Annotated in this window: 21 protein-coding genes, 1 tRNA gene and 2 pseudogenes; 12 read left to right on the top strand and 12 right to left on the bottom strand. The window is 67.8% G+C overall.

Annotation, left to right across the window (positions count from 1 at the left end; genetic code table 11):
* Window positions 1-39: 39 nt before the first annotated feature.
* Both P2T65_RS06020 and P2T65_RS06015 read left to right on the top strand, forming a co-directional pair.
* Window positions 40-2,148 (top strand): ATP-binding protein, encoded by a 2,109-nt coding sequence (locus P2T65_RS06020; protein WP_276199407.1) that lies wholly within the window; start codon window positions 40-42, stop codon window positions 2,146-2,148.
* A 139-nt stretch (window positions 2,149-2,287) separates the two neighbouring features.
* On the top strand, window positions 2,288-3,274 hold the full coding sequence (locus P2T65_RS06015) for a GNAT family N-acetyltransferase (RefSeq protein ID WP_276199406.1): 987 nt from the start codon (window positions 2,288-2,290) through the stop codon (window positions 3,272-3,274).
* A gap of 7 nt (window positions 3,275-3,281) precedes the next feature.
* On the opposite strand, the gene P2T65_RS06010 is transcribed toward P2T65_RS06015, so the two are convergent.
* From P2T65_RS06010 to P2T65_RS06000, 3 genes are read right to left on the bottom strand one after another with little or no spacing between them, the layout of a single operon-like run.
* A complete protein-coding gene (locus P2T65_RS06010) occupies window positions 3,282-4,166 on the bottom strand; it encodes an SDR family oxidoreductase (RefSeq protein WP_276199405.1) in 885 nt (294 codons plus the stop codon).
* Window positions 4,163-5,284 carry a tRNA epoxyqueuosine(34) reductase QueG gene (gene queG, locus P2T65_RS06005; RefSeq protein WP_276199533.1) on the bottom strand — a complete coding sequence of 374 codons (1,122 nt, stop codon included), beginning with the start codon at window positions 5,282-5,284 and terminating at the stop codon, window positions 4,163-4,165. Before queG ends, P2T65_RS06010 begins: the two co-directional genes overlap by 4 nt.
* Window positions 5,285-5,307: 23 nt before the next feature.
* On the bottom strand, window positions 5,308-6,003 hold the full coding sequence (locus tag P2T65_RS06000; protein WP_055460790.1) for a glutathione S-transferase family protein: 696 nt from the start codon (window positions 6,001-6,003) through the stop codon (window positions 5,308-5,310).
* A 216-nt stretch (window positions 6,004-6,219) separates the two neighbouring features.
* On the opposite strand from P2T65_RS06000, the gene P2T65_RS05995 reads away from it, so the two are divergent.
* Window positions 6,220-7,023: an undecaprenyl-diphosphate phosphatase gene (locus P2T65_RS05995; RefSeq protein WP_063189714.1), complete on the top strand. Its 804-nt coding sequence runs from the start codon at window positions 6,220-6,222 to the stop codon at window positions 7,021-7,023.
* Between the two features lie 22 nt (window positions 7,024-7,045).
* On the opposite strand, the gene nth is transcribed toward P2T65_RS05995, so the two are convergent.
* Window positions 7,046-7,858: an endonuclease III gene (gene nth, locus P2T65_RS05990; protein ID WP_245280620.1), complete on the bottom strand. Its 813-nt coding sequence runs from the start codon at window positions 7,856-7,858 to the stop codon at window positions 7,046-7,048.
* On the opposite strand from nth, the gene P2T65_RS05985 reads away from it, so the two are divergent.
* Window positions 7,845-8,366, top strand: a complete 522-nt coding sequence (locus P2T65_RS05985; protein WP_276199404.1) for a DUF2244 domain-containing protein — start codon at window positions 7,845-7,847, stop codon at window positions 8,364-8,366. The genes nth and P2T65_RS05985 overlap by 14 nt on opposite strands.
* Before the next feature lie 180 nt (window positions 8,367-8,546).
* Window positions 8,547-8,801 (top strand): annotated as a pseudogene (locus tag P2T65_RS05980) (transposase); the annotation flags it as partial.
* A 59-nt stretch (window positions 8,802-8,860) separates the two neighbouring features.
* Here the strand turns inward: P2T65_RS05980 and P2T65_RS05975 are convergent.
* On the bottom strand, window positions 8,861-10,723 hold the full coding sequence (locus P2T65_RS05975) for a methyl-accepting chemotaxis protein (RefSeq protein ID WP_055460737.1): 1,863 nt from the start codon (window positions 10,721-10,723) through the stop codon (window positions 8,861-8,863).
* Between the two features lie 174 nt (window positions 10,724-10,897).
* On the opposite strand from P2T65_RS05975, the gene hrpB reads away from it, so the two are divergent.
* The gene (gene hrpB, locus P2T65_RS05970; RefSeq protein WP_276199532.1) at window positions 10,898-13,369 is read left to right on the top strand and encodes an ATP-dependent helicase HrpB; all 2,472 of its coding nucleotides are present in this window, start codon (window positions 10,898-10,900) and stop codon (window positions 13,367-13,369) included.
* Window positions 13,370-13,385: 16 nt separating this feature from the next.
* Here hrpB and P2T65_RS05965 read toward each other — a convergent pair whose 3' ends face one another.
* From P2T65_RS05965 to aroA, 4 genes are all read right to left on the bottom strand, one after another.
* Window positions 13,386-13,790, bottom strand: a complete 405-nt coding sequence (locus tag P2T65_RS05965) for a methylglyoxal synthase (RefSeq protein WP_055460736.1) — start codon at window positions 13,788-13,790, stop codon at window positions 13,386-13,388.
* A 138-nt stretch (window positions 13,791-13,928) separates the two neighbouring features.
* The gene (locus P2T65_RS05960) at window positions 13,929-14,750 is read right to left on the bottom strand and encodes a DUF1194 domain-containing protein (protein ID WP_055460735.1); all 822 of its coding nucleotides are present in this window, start codon (window positions 14,748-14,750) and stop codon (window positions 13,929-13,931) included.
* Between the two features lie 87 nt (window positions 14,751-14,837).
* A complete protein-coding gene (gene cmk / locus P2T65_RS05955) occupies window positions 14,838-15,476 on the bottom strand; it encodes a (d)CMP kinase (RefSeq protein WP_055460734.1) in 639 nt (212 codons plus the stop codon).
* 15 nt (window positions 15,477-15,491) lie between these two features.
* Window positions 15,492-16,829, bottom strand: a complete 1,338-nt coding sequence (gene aroA, locus P2T65_RS05950) for a 3-phosphoshikimate 1-carboxyvinyltransferase (protein WP_063189722.1) — start codon at window positions 16,827-16,829, stop codon at window positions 15,492-15,494.
* Between the two features lie 166 nt (window positions 16,830-16,995).
* Between aroA and P2T65_RS05945 the strand changes: the two genes are divergently transcribed.
* The 4 genes from P2T65_RS05945 (at window position 16,996) to P2T65_RS05930 (ending at window position 18,535) form a co-directional block, all read left to right on the top strand.
* Window positions 16,996-17,364 (top strand): TIGR02300 family protein, encoded by a 369-nt coding sequence (locus P2T65_RS05945; protein WP_055460732.1) that lies wholly within the window; start codon window positions 16,996-16,998, stop codon window positions 17,362-17,364.
* A gap of 82 nt (window positions 17,365-17,446) precedes the next feature.
* Window positions 17,447-17,522 (top strand) — tRNA-Ala (locus P2T65_RS05940).
* 273 nt (window positions 17,523-17,795) lie between these two features.
* Window positions 17,796-18,224 carry an Hsp20 family protein gene (locus P2T65_RS05935; protein ID WP_026015432.1) on the top strand — a complete coding sequence of 143 codons (429 nt, stop codon included), beginning with the start codon at window positions 17,796-17,798 and terminating at the stop codon, window positions 18,222-18,224.
* 41 nt (window positions 18,225-18,265) lie between these two features.
* Entirely contained in the window at window positions 18,266-18,535 is a 270-nt protein-coding gene (locus tag P2T65_RS05930) for a DUF1150 domain-containing protein (RefSeq protein WP_055460731.1), read from the top strand.
* Here P2T65_RS05930 and P2T65_RS05925 read toward each other — a convergent pair.
* Entirely contained in the window at window positions 18,522-19,316 is a 795-nt protein-coding gene (locus P2T65_RS05925) for an alpha/beta hydrolase (RefSeq protein ID WP_055460730.1), read from the bottom strand. The two genes, P2T65_RS05930 and P2T65_RS05925, sit on opposite strands and share 14 nt — an antisense overlap.
* Window positions 19,317-19,398: 82 nt before the next feature.
* Between P2T65_RS05925 and P2T65_RS05920 the strand changes: the two genes are divergently transcribed.
* Both P2T65_RS05920 and infC read left to right on the top strand, forming a co-directional pair.
* Window positions 19,399-20,619 (top strand): glycosyltransferase family 4 protein, encoded by a 1,221-nt coding sequence (locus tag P2T65_RS05920; protein ID WP_198300649.1) that lies wholly within the window; start codon window positions 19,399-19,401, stop codon window positions 20,617-20,619.
* A 198-nt stretch (window positions 20,620-20,817) separates the two neighbouring features.
* Window positions 20,818-21,339, top strand: a complete 522-nt coding sequence (gene infC / locus P2T65_RS05915; protein ID WP_245280619.1) for a translation initiation factor IF-3 — start codon at window positions 20,818-20,820, stop codon at window positions 21,337-21,339.
* An 85-nt stretch (window positions 21,340-21,424) separates the two neighbouring features.
* Here the strand turns inward: infC and P2T65_RS05910 are convergent, their stop codons facing one another.
* Together P2T65_RS05910 and P2T65_RS05905 are read right to left on the bottom strand one after the other, a co-directional pair.
* Window positions 21,425-21,982, bottom strand: a complete 558-nt coding sequence (locus P2T65_RS05910) for a hypothetical protein (RefSeq protein WP_276199403.1) — start codon at window positions 21,980-21,982, stop codon at window positions 21,425-21,427.
* A gap of 120 nt (window positions 21,983-22,102) precedes the next feature.
* Window positions 22,103-22,230, bottom strand: a pseudogene (locus P2T65_RS05905) (IS5/IS1182 family transposase); the annotation flags it as partial.

Genomic DNA, 22,230 nt, shown 5'->3' with positions numbered 1-22,230 from the left:
GAGTTTGCGCAGCAACGAAAAGCTGAGCTGATCTGCCGGATGGACCTTCTGACCACCTCTCATGACCTCGTGACCGGCGCTGCCGCGCTGATCGCTGTCGCGACCGTGGTTTGGCTCATCGCCCGGCGTCGGCGGACGCTTCTTTCCCAGATCGACCGGCTCGAAGCGGAGATCGAGACGCTGCACGATTCGGTGTGGGAACTGTCCGAAAGCCGCGAGCATTATCGCAGCCTGGTCGAAGCCCAGGGCGACGTCATCGTGCGCCGCGCCCAGGACGGGCGCATCATCTACTGCAACGACGCCTTCGCCCGCCTCGCCGGCCGGGCGCGCGAGGAACTCATCGGCAGCCACTGGCAACCGGTGGTGCGCGAGATCAGCGACGTACGCCTGTCGACGACAGGTGCGCGCATCTTCGACGAGGCCATCGAGTTCGGCAGCGGCATCGTCTGGATCTCGTGGATTGAGACCCTCGCCATCGGCGACAGCGGCGCCGAGCGTCAGCGCGTCGGCCGCGACGTGACGAGCCGCGTCGCGGCCGAACACGACCTGCTCGACGCACGCCACCGCGCCGAGGCGGCGAGCGAGGCCAAGTCCCGCTTCCTCGCCACCGTCAGCCACGAGGTGCGCACGCCGCTCAACGGCATTCTCGGCATGGCCGATCTGCTCGCCGACACGCGCCTCGATCCCGAGCAAGCGACCTATGTGCGCGCCGTCAAGACCTCCGGCGAGGTGCTGCTGTCGCTCATCGACGACATCCTCGACTTCTCCAAGATCGAGGCCGGCAAGATCGCCCTCGTGCAGGAGCCGTTCGACCTGCGCAGCCTTGTCGAGAACGTCGTCGAGCTTCTGGCCCCGCGGGCTCAGGGCAAGGGTATCGAGATCGCGAGCTTCGTTGCACCCGACCTACCGTCGCTCGTCATGGGCGACCGCGATCGCCTGCGCCAGGTGCTGATGAACCTCGCCGGCAATGCGGTGAAGTTCACCGACCAGGGTGGCGTCGGAGTCAGCATCGAGGTCGAGTCCGACGGACTCATTGCCTTCAGCGTCGCCGACACCGGTCCCGGCATCCCCAAGAGCCGCCAGGACGCCGTCTTCCGCGAGTTCGAGCAGGTGGACGACACGGCGAGCCGCCGCCATGGCGGCACCGGCCTCGGCCTCGCCATCTGCCGGCACATCGTCGAGCGCATGGGCGGCACCATCACCGTCGAGAGCGAGGAGGGCCGCGGCGCCACCTTTCGCTTCACCATCGCTCTCGCGAGTGTCGGCGGCGACAGCCGCACCGCGCTGCCGCCGCCGACCCAGGTCGATCTTTCCGGCAAGCGCGTGCTCATCATCGCCCACTCGCCCTTCGAGGCGCCCTTCATCGCCCGTCGGCTCACCGCGGCCGGGGCGAGCGCCGAGATCTGCGAAAGCGAAGAAGCCGCGAGCGCGGCGATGACAGCCGGCAGCTATGACGTCGTCCTCACCGACTGCGCACTTGGCGAAGAGGCGGCGCGCCGCCTCGCCGCCCTCGCCCGGCGTTCCGGTGTGCGGCGCAGCCTCGTCCTCCTCTCGCCCTTCGAGCGGCGCGAGTTCGGCCCGCCGGCTGCCGCCGGCTTCGACGGCTATCTGGTGAAACCGGTGCGCGCCCTGTCCCTGATGCAACAGATCGCGCACGAGCCCACTGCGCTGCCGCCGCAGCAGATCCATTCGGCGCAGGCCCAGGCCCTGCCGCCGCCGGGCGGACACGAGCCGCGCCGCCGGCGCGTCCTCCTGGCCGAGGACAACGAGATCAACGCGCTGCTCGCCCTCAAGCTCCTCGAAGCGGCGGGGGCCGAGACGCTTTGGGTGCGTGACGGTGTCAAGGCCGTCGCGGCCGTGCGGCGGGTACTTGCCGGCCACGAGGAACCGTTCGACCTCGTGCTGATGGACGCGCGCATGCCAGAAATGGACGGTCTCGAGGCGGTGCGCCGCATCCGCGCTGCCGAGGCCGCCCATCCGCGCCCGGTGCATGCGCGAATCGTCATGTTGACGGCAAACGCCTTCGCCGAGGACCGCGCGGCGGCCCTGGCGGCCGGGGCCGACGACTTTCTTGCCAAACCGTTTGAACGTCAGAAGATTCAAGAACTTGTTGATGGCGCCGGTACTGCCGGCGTGGCTCGGGCCTGAGCTCATCGCCCCATCTCGTCGTTGTCACAAAACTTTCCGAGGCTTATGGTTCCGTTAAGATATGCGGCGGATTGGCTGCGTCGGCAAACCGGCGCGCCGGGCTGACGACGCCGCCTTCGGGGCAGACGGTCTGGGGCACATGGTTTACGATCCGACACAGGTGAAGACCTCGCAAGGGGCCGCGCAGCCCGACGTCATCCGGGTCGCGCCACGCGGTTTCACGAACATGCTGCGCCCCAGCAACTGGGGGGCCGCGACGGCGAATGCGCTCCTGCCGTTCCGCGCGCCGGCCCCGGCCGATGCCGGCGGTTTGCCGACCATCCTCGGGCGCCTCGGCTCGCTCGAGGTGCGCCTCGCCCGCACCCGCAAGGAGATCAAGCAGGCGCAACGGCTGCGTTTCCGCGTCTTCTACGAGGAGATGTCGGCGCTGCCGAACGCGACGTCCATGCTGTCGCGGCGCGACATCGACGAGTACGACGCCATCTGCGACCACCTGCTCGTGCTCGATTACGACGTGCCGAAGAAGGCCTTCCGCACCCCCAGGCCGCAGGTGGTCGGCACCTACCGCCTGCTCCGGCAGGAGGTGGCCGACCGGCACTGGGGCTTCTACACGGCCGGCGAGTTCGACATCCAGCCGCTGATCGACGCCAATCCCGGCAAGCGCTTCCTGGAGCTCGGCCGTTCCTGCGTGCTGAAGCCCTATCGCAACAAGCGCACCGTCGAACTGCTGTGGCACGGCATCTGGACCTACGTGCTGCACCACCGCATCGACGTGATGCTGGGCTGCGCCAGCCTCGAAGGCACCAATCCCGACCAGATGGCCCTGCAGCTCAGCTTCCTGCACCATTTCGCCCGCGCGCCCGAGAACTGGCGAGCCCATGCGCTCGCCGGCCGCGGCGTCGCCATGGACCGCTTGCCCAAGGAGGCCGTCGATCCCAAGGCCGCGCTGCATGCACTGCCGCCGCTGGTCAAGGGCTACCTGCGCCTCGGCGCCTTCATCGGCGAGGGGGCCGTGATCGACCATCAGTTCGGCACCACGGACGTGCTGGTGGTATTGCCCGTCGAAGCCATCAACCCGCGTTATATCGACCACTTCGGCCCGGCCGCAAACCGCCACGCCGCCTGACGGGGTCTCAAGGTCGCCCGGCAAGCTCCACCTGCGCCAGTGCGGTAATCCCTTCACGGTAGGTCGGGTAGGCAAGCGACACGCCGAGTTCCTCGCGCAGGCGGCGGTTGCAGACGCGGCGGTTGTCGGCATAGAAGCTGCGCGCCATCGGCGACAGGTTGGCCTCCGCGAAAGGAACCTCCGGCGGCGGAGCGATGCCGGCGAGTTCGGCCGCATAGGCGACGACGTCCTGGGGCGGGGCCGGTTCGTCGTCGGCGACATTGTAGATCGCCCCCGGCGACGGCCGCGCGAGAGAGGCGGCGAGCGCGGCGGCGATGTCCTCCACATGGATGCGGTTGAAGACCTGGCCGGGCTTGACGATGCGCTGCGCCTCGCCGCGCAGGAGCTTGGCAAGCGGGCTGCGCCCCGGTCCATAGATGCCGGCGAGCCGGAAGATCTGCACCGCCTTGCCGGTCTTGCCGCCGAGCGCCAGCCATGCCTCTTCGGCAAGGACGCGCTGGCGCGTGCGCCCCATGGAGGCATTGAGCGGCGCGCTTTCATCCACCCAGGCACCACCATGGTCGCCATAGACGCCGACGGTGGACAGATAGGCGATCCACCCGAGCCTCGGCGCCCCTGCAATGGCCTCGCGCCCGGCCGCCAGCACCACGTCCCCCTCGGGCCCCGGCGCGATGCTGACGATGAGCGCATCGGCTTCTGCCAGTGCAGCGGCCGCCGCCTGCGGCAGGTGCCCGCCTGCGAAGACGAAGGCCTCGATCTCGCCCGGTGCCGCATTGACCGTGGCCGCCTTCTCGGCGGTGCGCACCGTCCCCGAGACGCGGCCGAAGCGCTCGCGATACCGGGCGATGAAGTGGCTGGCGCTGTAGCCGAGACCGAAGACGAACAGGTTCACGTCAGACCCTCCCCTGCACTCCCGGCGAGCGCCAAACGCCATTCATCGCGCACGGTCATGTCCTCTTCCCCGTCCATGCGAAGCGCAGCCAGCGCCACGAAGTCATCCGCCGGCAACAGCCGCGACAAGGCCCATACGGCCGTGCCGCGTATCAGGGCACTCGGCTCGTCGAGCAGACGCAAGGCGGACTCCGCGAGTGCCGGCAAGCCGGAATTGCCGATGGCGACAAGCACGTTGCGGATGAAGCGTTCGCGCCCCGTGCGCTTGATCGGCGAGCCGGCGAAGAGCTGCCGGAAGGCGGCCTCGTCGAGCCGTGCGAGCGCAGCAAGCGACGGCGCCGTTAGATCCGGCCGGGCGGCGAGGCGCGCCTCCCGCGCTTCCCGCGCGAACTTGTTCCACGGGCAGACGGCGAGGCAGTCGTCGCAGCCGAAGACCCGATTGCCCATGAGGGCGCGCAGGTCGCGCGGGATCGGCCCCCTGTGCTCGATGGTGAGGTAGGAGATGCAGCGTCGTGCATCAAGCACGTAGGGCGCCGGGAAGGCCGCCGTTGGGCAGATGTCGAGGCAGCGCCGGCACGAGCCGCAATGGTCCTTTTCCGGCGCATCGGGCGGCAGCTCCGCCGTGGTGAAGATGGCACCGAGGAAAAGCCAGTTGCCGAAGGTGCGCGAGACGAGCACCGTGTGCTTGCCCTGCCAGCCGAGACCGGCCGCCTCCGCGAGCGGCTTCTCCATCACCGGCGCGGTGTCGACGAAGACCTTGACGTCCGCGCTGCCCACGGAGGCGAGGAGCGATGCCACCTGCTTGAGCTTGCCCTTGATGATGTCGTGATAGTCGCGGTTGCGCGCATAGACCGAGATGGTCGCCCGCTCGGGCCGCGCGAGATTGGCCAGCGGATCCTCCGCAGGGCCGTAGTTCATGCCGAGCAGGAGGATGGAGCGCACCTGAGGCCAGAGCCGTGCGGGATCCGCCCGCTCGTCTGCCCGGTCTGCCATCCACGCCATGCTGCCCTGGCACCCTTCCGCGAGCCACGCGCCAAGCCGCTCCGGCAGCTGCGGCACGGCGGCCGGATGCGTGACCTTGAGGACGTCGAAGCCCTCGGCCGCGGCCCGTGCGGCAATCGCGCGTCTGAGCGCCTCGCCCGTCAGAAATCGAGATCCGCGTAGTGGGCGGCCGGCGCCATGCCCGGCACCCTGTCGTTCAGCAGCGTCCGGAAGGACGGCCGCGATTTTACCCGTGCGTACCACGCCTTCGCCGTTTCGTCCTCGTCCCAGGGCACATCGCCCAGATAGTCGGCGCAGGACAAGTGCGCCGCCGCCGCGAGGTCCGCATAGGAGAGCTGCGCGCCCGCCAGCCAGTTCCGCTTCGCCGCCAGGAAGCCGATGTATTTCATATGATAGCGGACATTGCTGCGCGCCGCACGGATGGCGCTCATGTCCGGCGGTCCGCCGCCGGCGTCGGCCCCCATGAAGCGCTTGTAGATCTTCTCGGTGACGAGATAGCCCGACACCTCCTCGAAGAACTTCTGGTGGAACCACTCCATCAGGCGCCGCACCTCGACCCGGTCGGCCACCGTCTGCGGCAGGAGGCGGCGCATCGCGTCGAGCCCGCCGCTCCGCGTCTCGTCGAGATATTCGGCGATGACGGAGGCACCGGGCACGACGAGCCCCTGTTCCTCCACCAGCACGGGGACGAGCCCGGCGGGGTTAAGCACCAGGAATTCGGTGCGCCGCTCCCACGGCTTTTCCTCCACCAGGGATAGTTCGGCACCGATCTCGCCGAAGATGAGCCGTATGAAGCGGGAGTGCGGACAGAAGGGATAGTGATGCAGGGTCGCCATGATACGCGCGGACTATGCTGACAGACAGGCGGCAATAAGGCGGGAGCGGTCACCTTCCGGCATATCCGCGCGCGCAGACCGGCTGGCACGATGGCCATTCCCCGTATAGAACCGCTGCCGGGCCGAGACAACTCGATTCGTTTCTCGGAACACGACGTCGCCGCCCCTTCTCGCAACTCTTCACAGCCCGCCCACAGCCCGCCGCAGGATCGCCGCATGACTTTCACGGACGCGCTCGAAGCACTCGTGCTCGGCCTCATCGAAGGCTTGACGGAGTTCATCCCGGTGTCCTCGACGGGCCACCTGCTGCTCGTCGGCCATTTCATCGGCTTCGAATCGAATGGCAAGACCTTCGAGGTGCTGATCCAGCTCGGCGCCATCCTCGCCATCCTGTCGGTCTATTTCAGCAAGCTCCTCACCGTCGCCCGCGGCCTGCCGACGGACCCCGGCATGCGCCGTTTCGTCCTCGGCGTCCTCATCGGGTTCCTGCCGGCAGCCATCATCGGCGCCATCTTGCACGGCTTCATCAAGGAGGTGCTGTTCGATCCGACGATCGTCTGCATCTCGCTCATCCTCGGCGGCATCATACTGCTCGCCGTGGACGGCCTGGCACTGAAAGTCGAGCATCGGGATGCCATGCACTACCCGCTGCCGATGTATCTCAAGATCGGAATCTGCCAGTGCCTCGCCATGATCCCCGGCGTGTCGCGCTCGGGTGCAACCATCGTCAGCGCCATGCTGATGGGTGCCGACAAGCGCTCGGCGGCGGAGTTCTCCTTCTTCCTCGCCATGCCGACCATGGCGGGGGCCTTTGCCTACGACCTCCTGAAGAACTACAAGAACCTTTCCTTCAACGACGGTGCCCTCATCGTCATCGGCTTCGTCTCGGCCTTTGTCGCCGGCCTCTTCGTAGTGCGCTCACTGCTCAACTTCGTCTCGCGGCACGGGTTCGCCCTCTTCGGCTGGTGGCGTATCGTCATCGGCGCCGCCGGCCTGGCAGGCATCCTCGTCTACGGTTGAGCCACCGTCATGCCGTCTCGGCTCATATCGTCTTGGCCTCGTAGCGACACAGGTCGTTGATGAGGCAGCGGCTGCAATCCGGCTTGCGCGCCTTGCAGACGTAGCGTCCGTGCAGGATGAGCCAGTGATGGGCGTGGCGCCGATAGGGCTCGGGCACGACTTTCTCGAGACCCATTTCAACCGCGAGCGGAGTTTTGCCCGGGGCGAGCGGGATGCGGTTGGCGACACGGAAGAGATGTGTATCGACGGCGATGGTCGGCGCACCGAAGGCGATGTTCATGACCACGTTCGCCGTCTTGCGGCCGACGCCCGGCAGGGTCTCGAGCGCCTCACGCGAGCGCGGCACCTCGCCGCCGAAACGCTCGATGAGCTGACGCGACAGGGCGATGACGTTTTTCGCCTTGTTGCGGTAGAGGCCGATGGTCTTGATGGCCTCACGCAGCGGCTCCTCGCCAAGAGCAAGCATCTTTGCCGGCGTGTCGGCGATGGCAAAGAGCGGGCGCGTCGCCTTGTTGACGCCCGCGTCCGTCGCCTGGGCCGACAGCACGACTGCGACGAGCAAGGTGTAGGGATTGACGTATTCGAGCTCGCCCCTGGGCTCGGGGTTGGCATCGTGGAAGCGTCTGAAGATCTCGGCGACCGTCGCGGCATCCGGCACGACTGGGCCCTTGCGGCCCCTGCCGGCACGGGCCGGCAGCTTCCCGGTCGGCACCACCCCGGCCGATCCAGCGGCCTCCGCCTGCCGGGGTCGGGAAGTCGCCGTGTCGCCGGCGGGAGAAGAAGGATGCTTCACGCGCATGCCGGTCCTATAATGGACGGTGATGACGAGCGACAAGCCCTTCCTCCCGCCGAGTCCGGACGCGGTGAACGATCCCGCGGCGGAACCGCTGTTCCGCGCGCTCATCACGCCGCACCGCTCGCTGGGGCAGAGCGCCTTCCGCCTGGTCATGACGCTGATGTGCGTCGCGACCTTCGTCTCCAGCGTCCCCTTCATGCTCGCCGGCGCCTGGCCGGTTGCAGGCTTCTTCGGCCTTGACCTGCTCGCCATCTATCTCGCCTTCCGCGTCAACTTCAGCCGCGCCCGCAGTTTCGAGGAAGTCGTCCTGAGCCGGATTGAGCTTCTCCTGCGCAAGGTCGGCCACCGCGGCGACCGGCGCGAGTGGCGATTCAATCCGGCCTGGACCCGGCTCGAGCGCGTCTGTGACGAGGATTTCGGTTTGCAACGCCTGACAGTCGTGTCGCGCGGCGAAAGTGTTTCCGTGGGCAACGTCCTGTCGGCCGATGAGAAGGCGGACTTCGCCGACGCTTTCTCGGCCGCTCTCGCGACCGCAAAGCGCGGGTGAGTCTTCCGGCAGCGACACTTGGATGAAGGCGGCTTCACCGCCATTATTTGAACAACGGAGTGACGCCCTTTCCCTAGGCTGTGTTGACAAAGGGGGTTCCCGCTCAACGAGCGACGTGGGTCAGGCCAGCGTCCAGATGATAGACAGCACCGTCGTGCGTGCCTACCAGCACCCGGCGAAGCGTCCGACGCCCAGGGTTTCGGCCCGATGATCGATCAGCCTGGACCGGAAGCGAAGGTGTTGATCGCCGACAACGGCTACGACAGCAATGCCATCCGCGACGATCTGCGGGCACGCGGGGCAGAGCCGCTCATCCCCATGAAGCGCAATCGTCTCGCGCGGCTCCCGGTCGACAGCGTCGTCTACGCTCTGCGCAACCGCCTCAAGAACGACCGCCGGATCGCCACCCGTTACGACAAAGCCTCGGCCAGTTAGCTCGGCTTCGCAATCATCGGCGCCATCCGCCTGTGGATCAGGCACTTTGTCAACACAGCCTAAGCGGAGCGGACCTGGCGCACGAAGGCGTCGACGGCCTCGTTGAGGGCGAGCGCCTGCTCGTCGAGTTCCGTCGCTGCCTGCAGCACCTGCTCGGCGGCGACGCCGGCGCTCTGGGCGTCGAGTCGCACGTCGCCGATGTTGCCCGAGACAGCCTGGGTGCTCGTGGCCGCCTGGCGGGCGCTGACGGCGATCTCCTCGGCGGCGCGGGACTGGGCCTTGGCGACATCGGCGACGATGGAAACGGCCTGACCGATGTCGGCCACCGTGCCGTCCATGGAGGCCACGGCCCGCACGGCCGCCACGGAGGCGCTGCGGATGGTCTCGATATTGGCGGCGATCTCGGCGGTTGCCCGGCTCGTCTGCACGGCGAGGCTCTTGACCTCGCTCGCCACCACCGCAAAGCCGCGGCCGGCGGCGCCGGCGCGTGCGGCCTCGATGGTGGCGTTAAGGGCGAGAAGGTTCGTCTGATTGGCGATGTCCTCGATGAACTCGACGATGGTGCCGATCTTCTGCACCGCATCGACAAGGCCGTCGACGTCGGCGCGGGTCATGGCGACATGTTCGGAGGTCTCGCGTGCCTTGCCGACCGTGACCATGGACTGGCGGGTCAACTCGTCGATGGAGGCGTGGATCTGCTCCGCCGCGCCGGCCACGGTGCGCACGTGCGCCGAGGTCGCCTCGGCATCGGCGGCGACCTCGGTCGCCTTGCGGCTGGTGCCCTGCGCCGTGGTGGCGAGGTTGCCGGCGGCCGCCCGCATGTCATCGGCAGCCCGCGAGAGCTGGCGCAGCGCCTGCCCGACCCCGTGCTCGAAACGGTCGGCGAGTTCGCGCAGCGTGCGCTGGCGCGAGCGCTCGTTCTCCGCCTTCAGCTCCTCAGCGGTGATACGGTCGGTCACGTCGATGACAAAGCCGTCCCAGATGATCTCGCCCCTGTTGCCCGTGCGTGGTGTCGCCTGGGTGCGCAGCCAGACGATGCGGCCGTCCTCCGGGCGGATGACGCGGATCTGCACGTTGCACGGCACGCCATCGCGGGCGGAGAGGTCGAGCGCCTCGCGATATGCGGGGAGATCCTCCGGGTGGACGAGGCGGTGCAGACTGTCGGCGCTTTTCATGATTTCGGCTGCCTCGATGCCGAATATCTCGATGGCTCCCTTGGAAACGAACGGGAAGGAGATGCGGCCGTCCGGATGCAGCACGCGCTGGAAGAGCACCCCCGGCGCATTGTCGACGATGCCGCGCCGCAACAGCTCGGTCTCGCCGAGAGCGTGCACCGCCGAGCGCCGTTCCCGATCCCAGAGAATGAGCAGGCCGGTGAACTCGACGCCGAGCCAGTTCACGACGACATGCGGAACGGCAATCGTCTGCAGTGCGGCGAGGGTCGCTTCCCAGGACGGAAGGGCAGCTAGGCTGAACAGCGGCAGGATGCCTGCCATGGCCCCGAGGGCGTGGATGTCACGATGATTCAGGGCGCGTCGCTTGCGACGCAGAAACAGATGATAGGCCGATCCGGCCACGGCACTCGTGCCGATGCCGATGAGCCCTGCGGCAAGTCCGGTTCCTCCCGCGTCCCAGCGCACCACCATCGCCATCGCGGCGGTGATCACGGCGCTCGCGATGCCGCCGACCGGAGCGGCGAGCGTCACCATGACGTTGCGTGCGTCGAACAGCAAACCCGGAACCGGAACAGCCGGCCGATACATGCTCACCATGGCGACGAGACCGAAGACAACGCCGACGGCCACCTGCCAGACCAGGGGCCATCGCGCCAGCGGCGGCGCGAGAATCGCGAGCAGCACGGCCGACAGCACGAGAAACGATGCGCTCTCGACGAACGGAAGGAAGTAACTGAACGAGGGCATTCCAGTCGTCGCTTTGATGGCGGCTGGGCAGCGAGACTACGCCTGGAGCGTAAACAAAGCCCTGCGCCGCCGTTGCATTCCTTCACGATACGCAAACCCTCTTCCGCGGCGATCCCGGATGGGGCCGTGCGGCTTCGCTTGCGGGCAGCCTTCTTCTTCGCCATCAAGGACGGCATGACGCATCAACCGTTACGCGAGCCCTTGCCAGTGGATGACGCGCTGCCGGCCCTGCGTGCCGCGCTCGCGGCCCGCAATGCCGCGGTCCTCGTGGCACCGCCCGGCGCCGGCAAGACGACGCGCGTGCCGCTCGTCCTGCGCAACGAGGCCTGGTGTGCGGGGCGTGTCATCGTGCTCGAGCCGCGGCGTCTCGCAGCGCGCGCGGCGGCCGCTCGCATGGCGGCCACTCTGGGCGAAACGGTCGGCGAGACGGTTGGCCTCCGGGTCCGGCTGGAGACGCGCGTTTCGCGCAAGACACGCATCGAGGTCGTCACCGAAGGCGTGTTCACGCGCATGATCCTCGACGATCCGGCGCTCGAGGGCGTGTCGGCGGTCCTGTTCGACGAGTTCCACGAGCGCTCGCTCGATGCCGATCTCGGCCTCGCGCTCGCCATCGAGACGCAGGAGGCCCTCAGCGCGAATCTGCGGCTCCTCGTCATGTCGGCGACGCTCGATGGCGCGCGCGTTGCCGCGCTCCTCGGCGATGCGCCGGTGATCGAAAGCGAAGGTCGCGCCTTTCCGGTCGAGACGCGCTATCTCGGCCGCACGCCCGGCCGGCGCATCGAGGAAGACGTGGCCGATGCCGTGGTGGCAGCGCTCGGTGTCGAGGCCGGCTCGCTCCTCGTCTTCCTGCCCGGCCAGGGCGAGATCCGCCGCGTGGCGGAGATGCTAGGCGCGCGCATCCGTGACCCAAGCGTCGACATTGCGCCCCTCTACGGCACCCTTGATCGTGTCGCGCAGGACCGGGCCATCGCGTCTGCGCCGCCCGGGCGGCGCAAGGTGGTCCTGGCCACCGCCGTCGCCGAGACCTCGCTGACGATCGCCGGTGTCCGGGTCGTCATCGATTCCGGTCTCGCGCGCGTGCCGCGCTACGAGCCCGACATCGGCTTGACGCGGCTCGAGACGGTGCGCGTGTCGCGCGCCTCGGCCGACCAGCGGCGCGGCCGCGCCGGCAGGACGGAGCCGGGCGTCTGCTACCGGCTGTGGGAGGAGGCGGGCAACGGCGCGCTCGAGCCTTTCGCACGGCCCGAGATCCTGACCGCCGACCTTGCACCGCTGCTGCTCGACTGCGCGGCCTGGGGGCTCAGCGACCCGATGCGGCTGCGCCTCCTCGACGCGCCGCCCGCCCCCGCGCTTGCCGAGGCGCGGCGCCTCCTCGTCGAGATCGACGCGCTCGACGGTAGCGGGCGGCTCACGCCGACGGGCCGGCACCTGCACGACCTGCCACTACCGCCGCGCCTCGCGCGTATGGTCCTCGCCGCCGGCACCGCGGCCGGCACTGCAGCGGAGATTGCCGCCATCCTCGTCGAGCGCGGGCTCGGTGGGAGCGGCACGGATCTCGTCGAGCGGCTGGAGCGCTTCCGGGCCGACCGTTCACGTCGGGCGGCCGACATGCGCCGCACGGCGGCCGGCTGGGCCCAGCAATCCGCTGCGGCCGGGCTGCCGGCCGCGGCGGCGAACGATGACCCCGGCGTCCTCGTCGCGCTAGCCTATCCGGACCGCATCGCACGCGCGCGTGGCAAGGCGGGTGAGTTCCTGCTTGCCAACGGCCGCGGCGCCTTCGTCGACTCGGCCGACCGGCTGGCGCGCGAATCCTTCCTTGCCGTGGCCGAGATCGCCGGCGGCGGCGCAAGCGCCCGCATCGTGCTGGCGGCGCCGATCACGCCAGCTGGCATCGAGGCTATCGCAGGCCATCACATCGAGAATGTGGAAGAGGTGGTGTTCGATCGGGCCGCCCGGGCCCTGCGCGCCCGCAAGCTACGCCGCCTCGGCGCCCTCGTCCTCGCCCAGCACCCGCTTGCCGTGCCGGCGGACGAGGCTTCCGCCGCCGTGCTGGCGCGGGGCGTCGCAGCCATCGGCATCGATTGCCTGCCCTGGACGAAGGGCCAGCAGCAACTGCGCGAGCGTGTTGCCTTCCTGCGCCGCGCCGAGGGCGAACCTTGGCCAGACCTCACGGACGAGGCCCTGGCGCAAACTGCCGAGCGCTGGCTCGCCCGCCATATCGTCGGCTTGACCAGCCTGTCCGGGATCGACGCCGGCCATCTCGACGCGGCGCTGCGCAGCCTCGTGCCCTGGGAGCTGATGCGCCGTCTCGATACCGAGGCACCGACCCATTTCGAGGCACCGACAGGCTCGCGCATCCTCGTCGACTATGGCGGGGAGGAGGGACCGTCCATTGCCCTTCGGGTGCAGGAACTGTTCGGGCTCGACCGGCATCCGACGCTCGCCGGCGGGCGCGTGCCGCTCATCCTCGAACTGCTGTCGCCGGCGCACCGGCCCATCCAGATTACGCGCGACCTGCCGGGCTTCTGGCGCGGGTCCTGGGCCGGCGTGCGAGCTGACCTGCGCGGCCGCTATCCCAAACATCCCTGGCCGGAGGACCCGGTCAGCGCCACGCCGACGACGCGCGCCAAGCCGCGCGGCACTTAGCGATGCCCCCGCGCCGTCAGGCCGATGCCGCGACGGGCAGCAGCCGGGCGGCGGTGGCAGGGTTAAGCGCCATGGGAATATCGTAGACGAGGGCAAGGCGCATCAACGCCTTCACGTCGACGTCGTGCGGATGTGGCGACAGCGGATCGACGAAGAAGATGAGCATGTCGATGCGACCCTCGGCAATCATGGCGCCGATCTGCTGGTCGCCGCCGAGCGGCCCGCTCTTCAGCCGCGTCACGCTGAGCTCCGGGCAGCGCTCCATGACGCGCGCGCCGGTCGTGCCGGTGGCATAGAGCCTCGTGGCTGCGAGTTCGTTGCGATGCGCCTCGACGAAGGCGGCCATCTCTGCCTTCTTCGCGTCATGGGCGACGAGGGCGATGGTGGGGGTGGCGGCGGGTGTCTCGGTGGTCTCAGTCATGGCGGCTTTCGCTGGAGGCCGGAGGAAGGCTCCCCGGTCTTAGGAAAGCGGCCACCTTTGTGCAATCGCGCTTTTGCCGTCCCCCGCGTCCCGCTCGTCTCGCAGGCGTCGGGGGCGGGATCCGACAGGGCATCGGCATCAGTTTCCCATGCGCTCGTTCCAGCGCCATTCGCCGACAAGGCAGGAGGCCTTCTTTTCCGCGGCCGTGCGCTCGACCTGCGGCGCAGGCCCGCTGACGCCGGCGATCTCCATGACGAGCTTCTTGCGGATGGTGTCCTGGAACTGCTCGATCTCGCGCACGGGCACCATGAACGCGCCGAGGCCGCCGATGACGCAGTCGCGGTAGTAGGCGTCCAGATCGGCGATGTCCATGTAGCTCGAGCGTTTGTAGAGCAGCGGCAGGCCGTTGATCGTGATGTTGCGGGCGACCGCCTCGTCGCGGGCGTCGGTCACTGGCCGGCCCTGGTTGTTCGGCCCGTCGCCGGAGATGTCGATCACCTGCCGCATGGCCGCGACGCCGCTGCTGCCGAAGAGGTTGGCGGCGAAGTCGATGGCACCGGAGATCGAGGTGCGATAGGCGCGCCGGATGGGCGCGGCGGCGATGCGCTCCACGAAGGCATCGGCGCTCTCGGGCCCCTCGATGACCTGCCAAGGAACGATGATGTCCTGAGAGTTCGAGCCCGCCCATTCGACATAGGTGGCGGCGATGCGGCCGACGGGGCCGCGCGCGATGGCGTCAAGCACGGGCGTCGAGCGCAACGCCTCGACATAGCCCTTGCGCTGCAGGCGCTGCTCGTCCTCGTCCATGGAATAGGAGATGTCGACGGCGATGACGAGCGCGACATCGACCTCCTGCGGCCCTGCCTGCGCGAGCGCTCCTGCCGGCAGCATCATGAGGCCGGCGAGTGCTGCCCCGGCCAACGATCCCCACGGCAGCGTCCCAATTGCCGGATGGCCCATCTCGCGTCTCCTCTCTCCCAGTAGGCGAGGGGGACCATCAAGTGTGCCACTCCCGGCGAAACGATGGAACGTCCCGCCCTGGCCGGCTCACGATTTCGTGCGCGAGGCCACCACGGCCGAGACGATGCCAAGCGCCGCCGCGAAGGCGCCGTCGGCATCGAGCCGGGTGGTGTCGAGCTGGTGCGCATCAGGCGCCACCGCGAGGGGGGCCGTGGGGCGCTCGGCGTCACGCCGGTCGCGGCGGCGGATGTCCTCGAGGATCGCGGCCTCGTCGGCCGGCTCGCCGCGCGCGACGAGTTCGCGCCAGCGGCGACGGGCCCGCTCCTCGGCGCTCGCCGTGACGAAGAGCTTCACATCGGCCTCGGGGCAGATCACGGTGCCGATATCGCGGCCGTCGAGCACTGCCCCGCCGGGCTGGCCGGCGAAGGCGCGCTGCAGGGCAATGAGCGCCTCGCGCACACTCGGCATGGCGGCGACGATGGAGGCGGCCTCGCCCATCGCGCGACCGCGCAGGGCGCCCTCGTCGAGACGTTCGAGGTCGAGCTCCCGGGCCGCCGCCGTTGCCGCCGCAACATCGTCCAGAGTTTCCCCGGCTGCGAGAAGGCGTTGCGCCACGGCCCGATAGAGCAGACCGGTGTCGAGATGCGGCAGGCCGAAGTGAGCGGCGAGCCGGCGCCCGAGCGTGCCCTTGCCGGAGGCGGCGGGGCCGTCGATGGCGATGATCATGGCATCCCCCGCCCGTCAGCCGATATCGGCGCCGAGGCCGTGCATCAGCGGCACGAAGGTCGGGAAGCTCGTCGCGATCATCGTGCCGTCATCGACCTGCATCGGCTTCTCGCTGGCGAGGCCCAGCACCAGGAAGGACATGGCGATGCGGTGGTCGAGATGCGTCGCAGCCGTGCCGCCGCCCGGAACACGCCCGCCGCGCACGATGAGGTCGTCACCGGCGATCTCGGCATCGACCCCGGCCGCGCGGAGGCCGGCCAGCACGGCCTCGAGCCGGTCCGATTCCTTGACGCGCAGCTCGTGCAGGCCGCGCATCACCGTCTCGCCCTCGGCGAAGGCGGCGGCGACGGCGAGGATCGGATACTCGTCGATCATCGACGGGGCGCGCTCGGCCGGGACGTCAATGCCCTTCAGGGTGCCAGCGCGCACGCGCAGGTCCGCGACATCCTCGCCGCCCTCCTCGCGTCGGTCGAGCACGGCGATGTCCGCGCCCATCTCCATGAGCGTGGTGACGAGGCCAGTGCGCAGCGGGTTCATCATGACGCCTTCGAGGACGATGTCCGAGCCCGGCACGATCAGCGCGGCGACCAGCGGGAAGGCGGCAGAGGAAGGATCGGCCGGCACGACGACGGGTCGCGCCGTCAGCTCCGGGTGGCCGACGACGGTGATGCGCCGGCCGTGGATGCCGTGGGGCTCGACGCTCACCTCGGCGCCGAAGTGGCGCAGCATGCGCTCGGTGTGGTCGCGCGAGGCCTCGTTCTCGACGACGGTGGTGCGGCCTGGCGCATTGAGGCCGGCGAGCAGCACGGCCGACTTGATCTGTGCCGAGGCGACAGGCGTCTCATAGACGATCGGCACGGTCTCGCGCGCACCTTCCAAAGTGATGGGACAGCGCCCACCCTCCGCCTCGGACACGACTCGCGCGCCCATTTTCACGAGCGGGTCGAGGATGCGGCGCATGGGGCGCTTGCGCAGGGAGGCGTCGCCGTCGAAGGTCGCGGTGATCGGATGGCCGCCGACGACGCCCATCATCAGGCGAGAGCCGGTGCCGGCATTGCCGAAGTCGAGCACGCCGGCCGGGCGCGAGAGCCCGCCGATGCCGACGCCTCGAACCCGCCAGCGCCCCTCGCCGAGACGCTCGACATCCGCGCCGAGCGCGCGGGCGGCATCCGCCGTGCGCAGGACGTCCTCGCCCTCGAGAAGACCGCTGATCGCCGTCTCGCCGGCGCTCAGGAGGCCGAAGATCAGCGAGCGGTGGGAGATGGACTTGTCGCCGGGCACGCGCAGGCGGCCGGCGAGGCTGGCCCCGCGGCGGGCGATGAGCGGTTGCGGTGTTGCGGAATGGGAAGACACGGTCGCTCGGTTCCAGTTGAAAGGGCGGCATGCGCTCCCTAGCGCATTTCCTCGCCGGATGAAATCGCCGGGCCGCCCGCCGAAAAAACTGCGATTAGGGTTTGACAGGCGGCGGACACATGACTAACGGGAGCGCTCAACCTCAACCCCGGAAGAGAGCACCACCGTGGCGAAACCGGAACTCGGCACGAAGCGCCAATGCCTGAGCTGCGGCGCCAAGTTCTACGACCTCAACAAGGATCCGATCGTCTGCCCGAAGTGCGGGACGGTCTTCGTCGTCCAGGCCCTGCGCGGCCGCGCGGAGACAGCGCGGGCCGAGGAGGGCGAGGAAACCGAGCTCGAGACGGGTGCGGACATCGTCTCCCTCGACGAGGTTGCTGCCGGCGAGAAGGCCAAGGAAGGGGCTGTGGATGACGATGTCGATATCGAAGATGATATTGACGACGACGACACTTTCCTGGAAGAAGACGAAACCTCGGACGACGACGTGAGCGATCTCATCGACGGCGACATCGACGACGATGAAGAGGCTTGATACAACGGCGCATTGAGGATATAGACCCGGCCGTCGCCCTCGCGGCGGCCCCGTGCGGAACCCAAGCCGCACCGGTTCGGATGGGGCCATAGCTCAGTTGGGAGAGCGCTTGAATGGCATTCAAGAGGTCGGCGGTTCGATTCCGCCTGGCTCCACCAAACTCATTCTCCACTGTGTAGCCTCCAAAAAATAGCGTATGTTGCGCAGCAGCATGGGTGCATCCGGCCGCCGTGGCCCGCTTCCGGGCCGGGGCGCCATCTGACGGTCCCGCCGGCGGACGTCCTCTCCTCCTTCGCCTTCAGCCGCGCGGCAACGACCGCGGCGCGTGCGCCGTGCTCTTGACCCGTCGGCGGAGGGACGCCATATGCTTGGCAACGAGGATGCCGCCCAAGGCGGGTCCAAGGATCCGAAGTGCCTGAGAGGGCTTCGCAATGTCGCGTGTACCGTCCTTGTCCTCCCCGTTTCTGCTCGGCTTCGACGAGATCGAACGAGCGCTCGATCGCGTCGCCAAGGCGACGTCGGACGGCTATCCGCCGTATAACATCGAGCGGCTGCCGCGCACCGACAGCGAGCCGGACCGGCTGCGAATCACGCTCGCGGTCGCCGGCTTTACCCGGGACCAGCTGGAGATCACCGTCGAGGAGAACCAACTCGTCATCCGCGGGCGGCAGAGCGACGACAAGACACGCCACTTCCTGCATCGCGGCATTGCCGCGCGGCAGTTCCAGCGAACCTTTCTGCTGGCTGATGGAATGGAGGTGCTCAGTGCAGACCTCTCGAACGGCCTTCTGTCCGTCGATCTCGCAAGGCCGGAACCGGAGCGGATCATCCGCAAGATCGACATCCAGGCGCGCGGGTGAGCCGCGGCCGAACACCGACACCGCTTCATGAGGAGGGTGCGATGAACGACAACGATACTTTCGAATTCCGCGGCGATGTCCACGATGTCGCGGCGCTGGCGCAGGCTGGTGGCGGCAAGGTTGCCTATGTGCGAGCCATCCGCTCCGAGCGGGTGCGCGAGATCTTCCCGCAGGCGCCGGACATTCAGCCCGGTCTCGATCTCTTTGCCTTGCTGGCGGCCGACGGCACCCCCATCCTTCTGACCGATTCGAAGGACGCCGCCATCGCCAATGCCTGGGCAAACGACCTCGAGACGGTCAGCGTCCACTGACCTTCTGGACAGCGAGGTTTTCCACCGCGCCGACGAGCAGGTCGAGGTCCTGCGGCCGCGACAGGCGGTGGTCGCCGTCCTTCACCAGCGTGACGACGGCCTCGTCCCCCGGCAGATGCTCGACGAGCTCCATCGCGTGCTGCCACGGCACGTCCGGGTCCTGCATGCCCTGCAGGATGTGGATCGGGCAGCCGGTGGCGATGGCGCTGCCGAGCATCAGGTGGTTGCGCCCGTCCTCGATCAGGCGGCGCGTGATGGCATAGGGCTCGGGTGAATATTGCGAGGGCTGCAGGTAGCGGCCCTCGCGCATGATCTCGTCCCGCACCGCCTCCGGCATCTCGCCCCACATCAGCCGCTCGGTGAAATCGACCGCGGGGGCGATCAGCACGAGGCCGCCGGGTGCGGCGGGCGAGTTCTTCGCGCGCAAGGCGCGCGTGGCGAGCAGCGCCAGCCAACCGCCCATGGAGGAGCCGACGAGGATCGGCGCTTCACCGGCCTCGGCCTCGATCACGGCGAGGCTGTCGGCGAGCCAGGTGGAGATGCAGCTTCTCTCGAAATCGCCCTCCGATTCGCCATGGCCGGCATAGTCGAAGCGCACGAAGGCATGGCCGGTGCGCACCGCCCAGTCGTCGAGGGCCGAGGCCTTGGTCGCCAACATGTCGGAGCGGAAGCCGCCGAGCCAGACGACGGCGGGGGCCGCGCCTTCACGCTTGCGCAGCGCAAGGCGGTACTCGTCCCCATTTTCCTGTCGCTTCAGAAATTGCGGTTCGGGCGCGCTCATCCTAAACACTCCGCAGGGGCTGTTCTCAAGTTCAGCGTTTCGGAGGCCTCATACACCGGTGGCAGTTTTGACGCGACCCGGCATGCCGGCACCTTTTCCCACTTCGACCGAGCACCCCCTGACGGGGCGCACGGTGCTGCAGATCGTTCCCGAGCTCGAGATCGGGGGGGCGGAGCGCACGGCGGTCGATGTCGCGGCCGGCCTCGCCGCCGTCGGCGCGCGGGCGCTGGTGGCGACCGCCGGCGGGCGGCTCGTCGGCGAGCTACAGGCCAAGGGCGGCGTTTGGATACCCTTTCCCGCCGCGAGCAAGAATCCGCTCGCCATGCTGGTCAACGCCCGCAAGCTGATGCGCATCTGCCTCGATGAGGGGGTGGAGGTGGTGCATGCGCGCTCACGCGCGCCGGCCTGGGTGGCACTGACGGCGGCGCGAGCGCTCGGCCTTCCCTTCGTCACAACCTATCACGGCAGCTATTCCGGCCGTTCCAAGGTGAAGGTCACCTACAACTCGGTGATGGCGCGCGGCGACGTCGTCATCGCCAATTCGCGCTATACGGCCGAGCTTATCTCCGCCATGCATCCCTTCGCCCGTGAGCGGCTGCGCGTGATCCACCGCGGCACCGACCTCTCGGTCTTCTCTCCTTCGGCCGTGTCACCGGCCCGGGTCGATGCGCTGCGCCGGCAGTGGAACGTCGCGCCGCACGAGCGCATCGTGTTGCTCGCCGCGCGGCTGACGGGCTGGAAGGGACACCGGGTACTCGTGGAGGCGGCGCGCCGTCTCGCCGACGGCGGCCTGCGCGATGTCGTGTTCGTCTTTGCGGGCGACGCCCAGGGGCGCGACGGCTATGTGCGGGAGATTGACGGCCTTATCGCCGAGCGCGGGCTGCAGGGCATTGTGCGTCGCGTCGGCCATTGCGCCGACATGCCGGCGGCCATGCTGGCGGCCTCCGTCGTTGCCGTGCCCTCGACCGAGCCGGAGGCCTTCGGCCGGGTGGCCGTGGAGGCGCAGGCCATGGGCACGCCCGTGGTAACGAGCGACCTTGGTGCGGTGCCGGAGACGGTTCTCGCCCCGCCGCAGGTCGACGCCGGGGCGCGTACGGGCTGGCACGTGCCGGCGGGCGATGCGCCGGCGCTGGCGGCGGCTCTCGGCGAGGTGCTGTCGCTCGGCGCTACCCAGGCCGAGGCACTGCGCCTCAGGGCCCGGGCGCATGTGGAGGACATGTTCTCGCTCGAGCGCATGGTCTCCGACACGCTCGACGTCTATGCCGCCCTGATCGAGGCGCGTGCCCCACGGCGGCGCGCTTGATCTGTTGACTTTTCCTGCCTTTGTGCAGAATGTCCGCGTTTCAGCCAGAACGAGCGTACCGGCGCGGCAGCGTCGCGGCTTGGCATCGGCGGATCGGTCCGAAGAGGTCGGGCCATATCGCGCTGCCCGAGGCCGCAGGATGTATCCGCAACGGCGCCGAACGAGGAGTTACGAACCATTCGCAGGCCTATGAGAGCAATGGCGATGCCCCAGAAGGAGGGGCCGCGCGCCAACCGGGACATCCGTGGTGTCCGTGAGGTCCAGCTCATTGACGAGAACGGGCAGAATCGCGGCATCGTGTCGTTCTTCGATGCGCTGAGGATCGCCGAGGAGGTGGGGCTCGATCTCGTCGAGATTGCTCCGAACGCGACACCGCCGGTCTGCAAGCTGCTCGACTACGGGCGCTACAAGTTTCTCGAGCAGAAGAAGGCCGCGGAGGCGCGCAAGCGCCAGAAGACCGTCGAGGTCAAGGAAATCAAGCTCCGGCCGGGCATCGACACCCACGACTACGAGGTGAAGATGAAGGCCATGCGCCGCTTCTTCGAGGAGGGCGACAAGGTCAAGGTGACGCTGCGTTTTCGCGGCCGCGAGATGGCGCACCAGGATCTCGGCTATAAGCTGCTGGTGCGCGTCAAGGAAGAGATGAGCGAGATCGCCAAGGTGGAGAGCGAGCCGCAACTTGAAGGCCGCCAGATGATCATGGTGATGGCGCCGCGCTGACGCGCCGGCCACTCTCGTGCCAGATGGTCGAAGGCCGCCGGCACCGCCGGCGGCTTTTTCTATTGGACGGGTCAGCGGCTTCTATTTACTTCTCTAGATCGGTGAAGGGCATGTAAGCTTTTATGAATTGAATGACAGGCTGACCCCTAGCGTTGAAGCCTGCAAGGGAGGTTCCGCAGGTCGAAATTTTGTGAACAGCTGCAATCTTAATGGTAGCTTCTTCGGTTTTATTTTCTATTGCATGAATAGAATGCTGTTTTTCATCAATCGAAATGAGTGTGCCGACAGGATATCCGGTTGCATTAAATTTTGCGAGAAGGGCACTATGTATATAATTCGTCGAAGAGCAATCGACTATTAGAGGGATTTCTTTGGGAGATGGGCTGGAACGGCAATCTCCATCTGTCTTAGTCAGTTTCTGTGGATCTAGCTTGAAGCTCCTGCCGTCGCATGGAGCAAACATTACTAACTTTTCTTCTCTTGCTATGACGTATCCAATTACTCCTTTTTCATTAGTTATTTCATAGGGGCCATCGACAACAATTGCCGATATCTGCGACATGGGGACGTCATTGTTGCTGTAGGCGCTTCCATTTGGGACGAATGCAAGAATAGCGCTAATGATTGCATATTTCGTGTTCATTTATGTCTCTCCGTACTTTGGGCGCAAAGTATAGAATATGGCCGCGGCTGCTAACGGAGAAAAGGACGCCTCTGTTGCAAGGGTCGTACTGACTTCTGCATAACAAGAACAATTGGTCTCTTAGGCCGTAGACTCATAACCGCGTAGCCAGATGCGGATGGACGCGAGCTTCACGGCGGCGAGGAAGTTTTCCGCCGTCTTGTCGAAGCGGGTGGCGATACGGCGGAAGTGTTTGATCTTGTTGAAGA

Origin of the sequence: Chelatococcus sp. XZ-Ab1 (assembly GCF_029309855.1) — a bacterium.
Taxonomy (GTDB): domain Bacteria; phylum Pseudomonadota; class Alphaproteobacteria; order Rhizobiales; family Beijerinckiaceae; genus Chelatococcus_A; species Chelatococcus_A sambhunathii.
This window is presented reverse-complemented; position numbering and strand designations above follow the sequence as displayed.

Bases quoted from the DNA above. Each gene is read 5' to 3' on its own strand.
- P2T65_RS06020 (WP_276199407.1), top strand. From the start codon at position 40: ATGGACCTTCTGACCACCTCTCATGACCTCGTGACCGGCGCTGCCGCG.
- P2T65_RS05985 (WP_276199404.1), top strand. From the start codon at position 7,845: ATGACGAGCGACAAGCCCTTCCTCCCGCCGAGTCCGGACGCGGTGAAC.
- P2T65_RS06000 (WP_055460790.1), bottom strand. From the start codon at position 6,003: ATGGCGACCCTGCATCACTATCCCTTCTGTCCGCACTCCCGCTTCATA.
- hrpB (WP_276199532.1), top strand. From the start codon at position 10,898: ATGACGCATCAACCGTTACGCGAGCCCTTGCCAGTGGATGACGCGCTG.
- P2T65_RS05925 (WP_055460730.1), bottom strand. From the start codon at position 19,316: ATGAGCGCGCCCGAACCGCAATTTCTGAAGCGACAGGAAAATGGGGAC.
- P2T65_RS05995 (WP_063189714.1), top strand. From the start codon at position 6,220: ATGACTTTCACGGACGCGCTCGAAGCACTCGTGCTCGGCCTCATCGAA.
- P2T65_RS05935 (WP_026015432.1), top strand. From the start codon at position 17,796: ATGTCGCGTGTACCGTCCTTGTCCTCCCCGTTTCTGCTCGGCTTCGAC.
- P2T65_RS05965 (WP_055460736.1), bottom strand. From the start codon at position 13,790: ATGACTGAGACCACCGAGACACCCGCCGCCACCCCCACCATCGCCCTC.
- P2T65_RS05960 (WP_055460735.1), bottom strand. From the start codon at position 14,750: ATGGGCCATCCGGCAATTGGGACGCTGCCGTGGGGATCGTTGGCCGGG.
- P2T65_RS05930 (WP_055460731.1), top strand. From the start codon at position 18,266: ATGAACGACAACGATACTTTCGAATTCCGCGGCGATGTCCACGATGTC.
- infC (WP_245280619.1), top strand. From the start codon at position 20,818: ATGGCGATGCCCCAGAAGGAGGGGCCGCGCGCCAACCGGGACATCCGT.
- P2T65_RS06015 (WP_276199406.1), top strand. From the start codon at position 2,288: ATGGTTTACGATCCGACACAGGTGAAGACCTCGCAAGGGGCCGCGCAG.
- cmk (WP_055460734.1), bottom strand. From the start codon at position 15,476: ATGATCATCGCCATCGACGGCCCCGCCGCCTCCGGCAAGGGCACGCTC.
- P2T65_RS05920 (WP_198300649.1), top strand. From the start codon at position 19,399: ATGCCGGCACCTTTTCCCACTTCGACCGAGCACCCCCTGACGGGGCGC.
- P2T65_RS05910 (WP_276199403.1), bottom strand. From the start codon at position 21,982: ATGAACACGAAATATGCAATCATTAGCGCTATTCTTGCATTCGTCCCA.
- P2T65_RS05975 (WP_055460737.1), bottom strand. From the start codon at position 10,723: ATGCCCTCGTTCAGTTACTTCCTTCCGTTCGTCGAGAGCGCATCGTTT.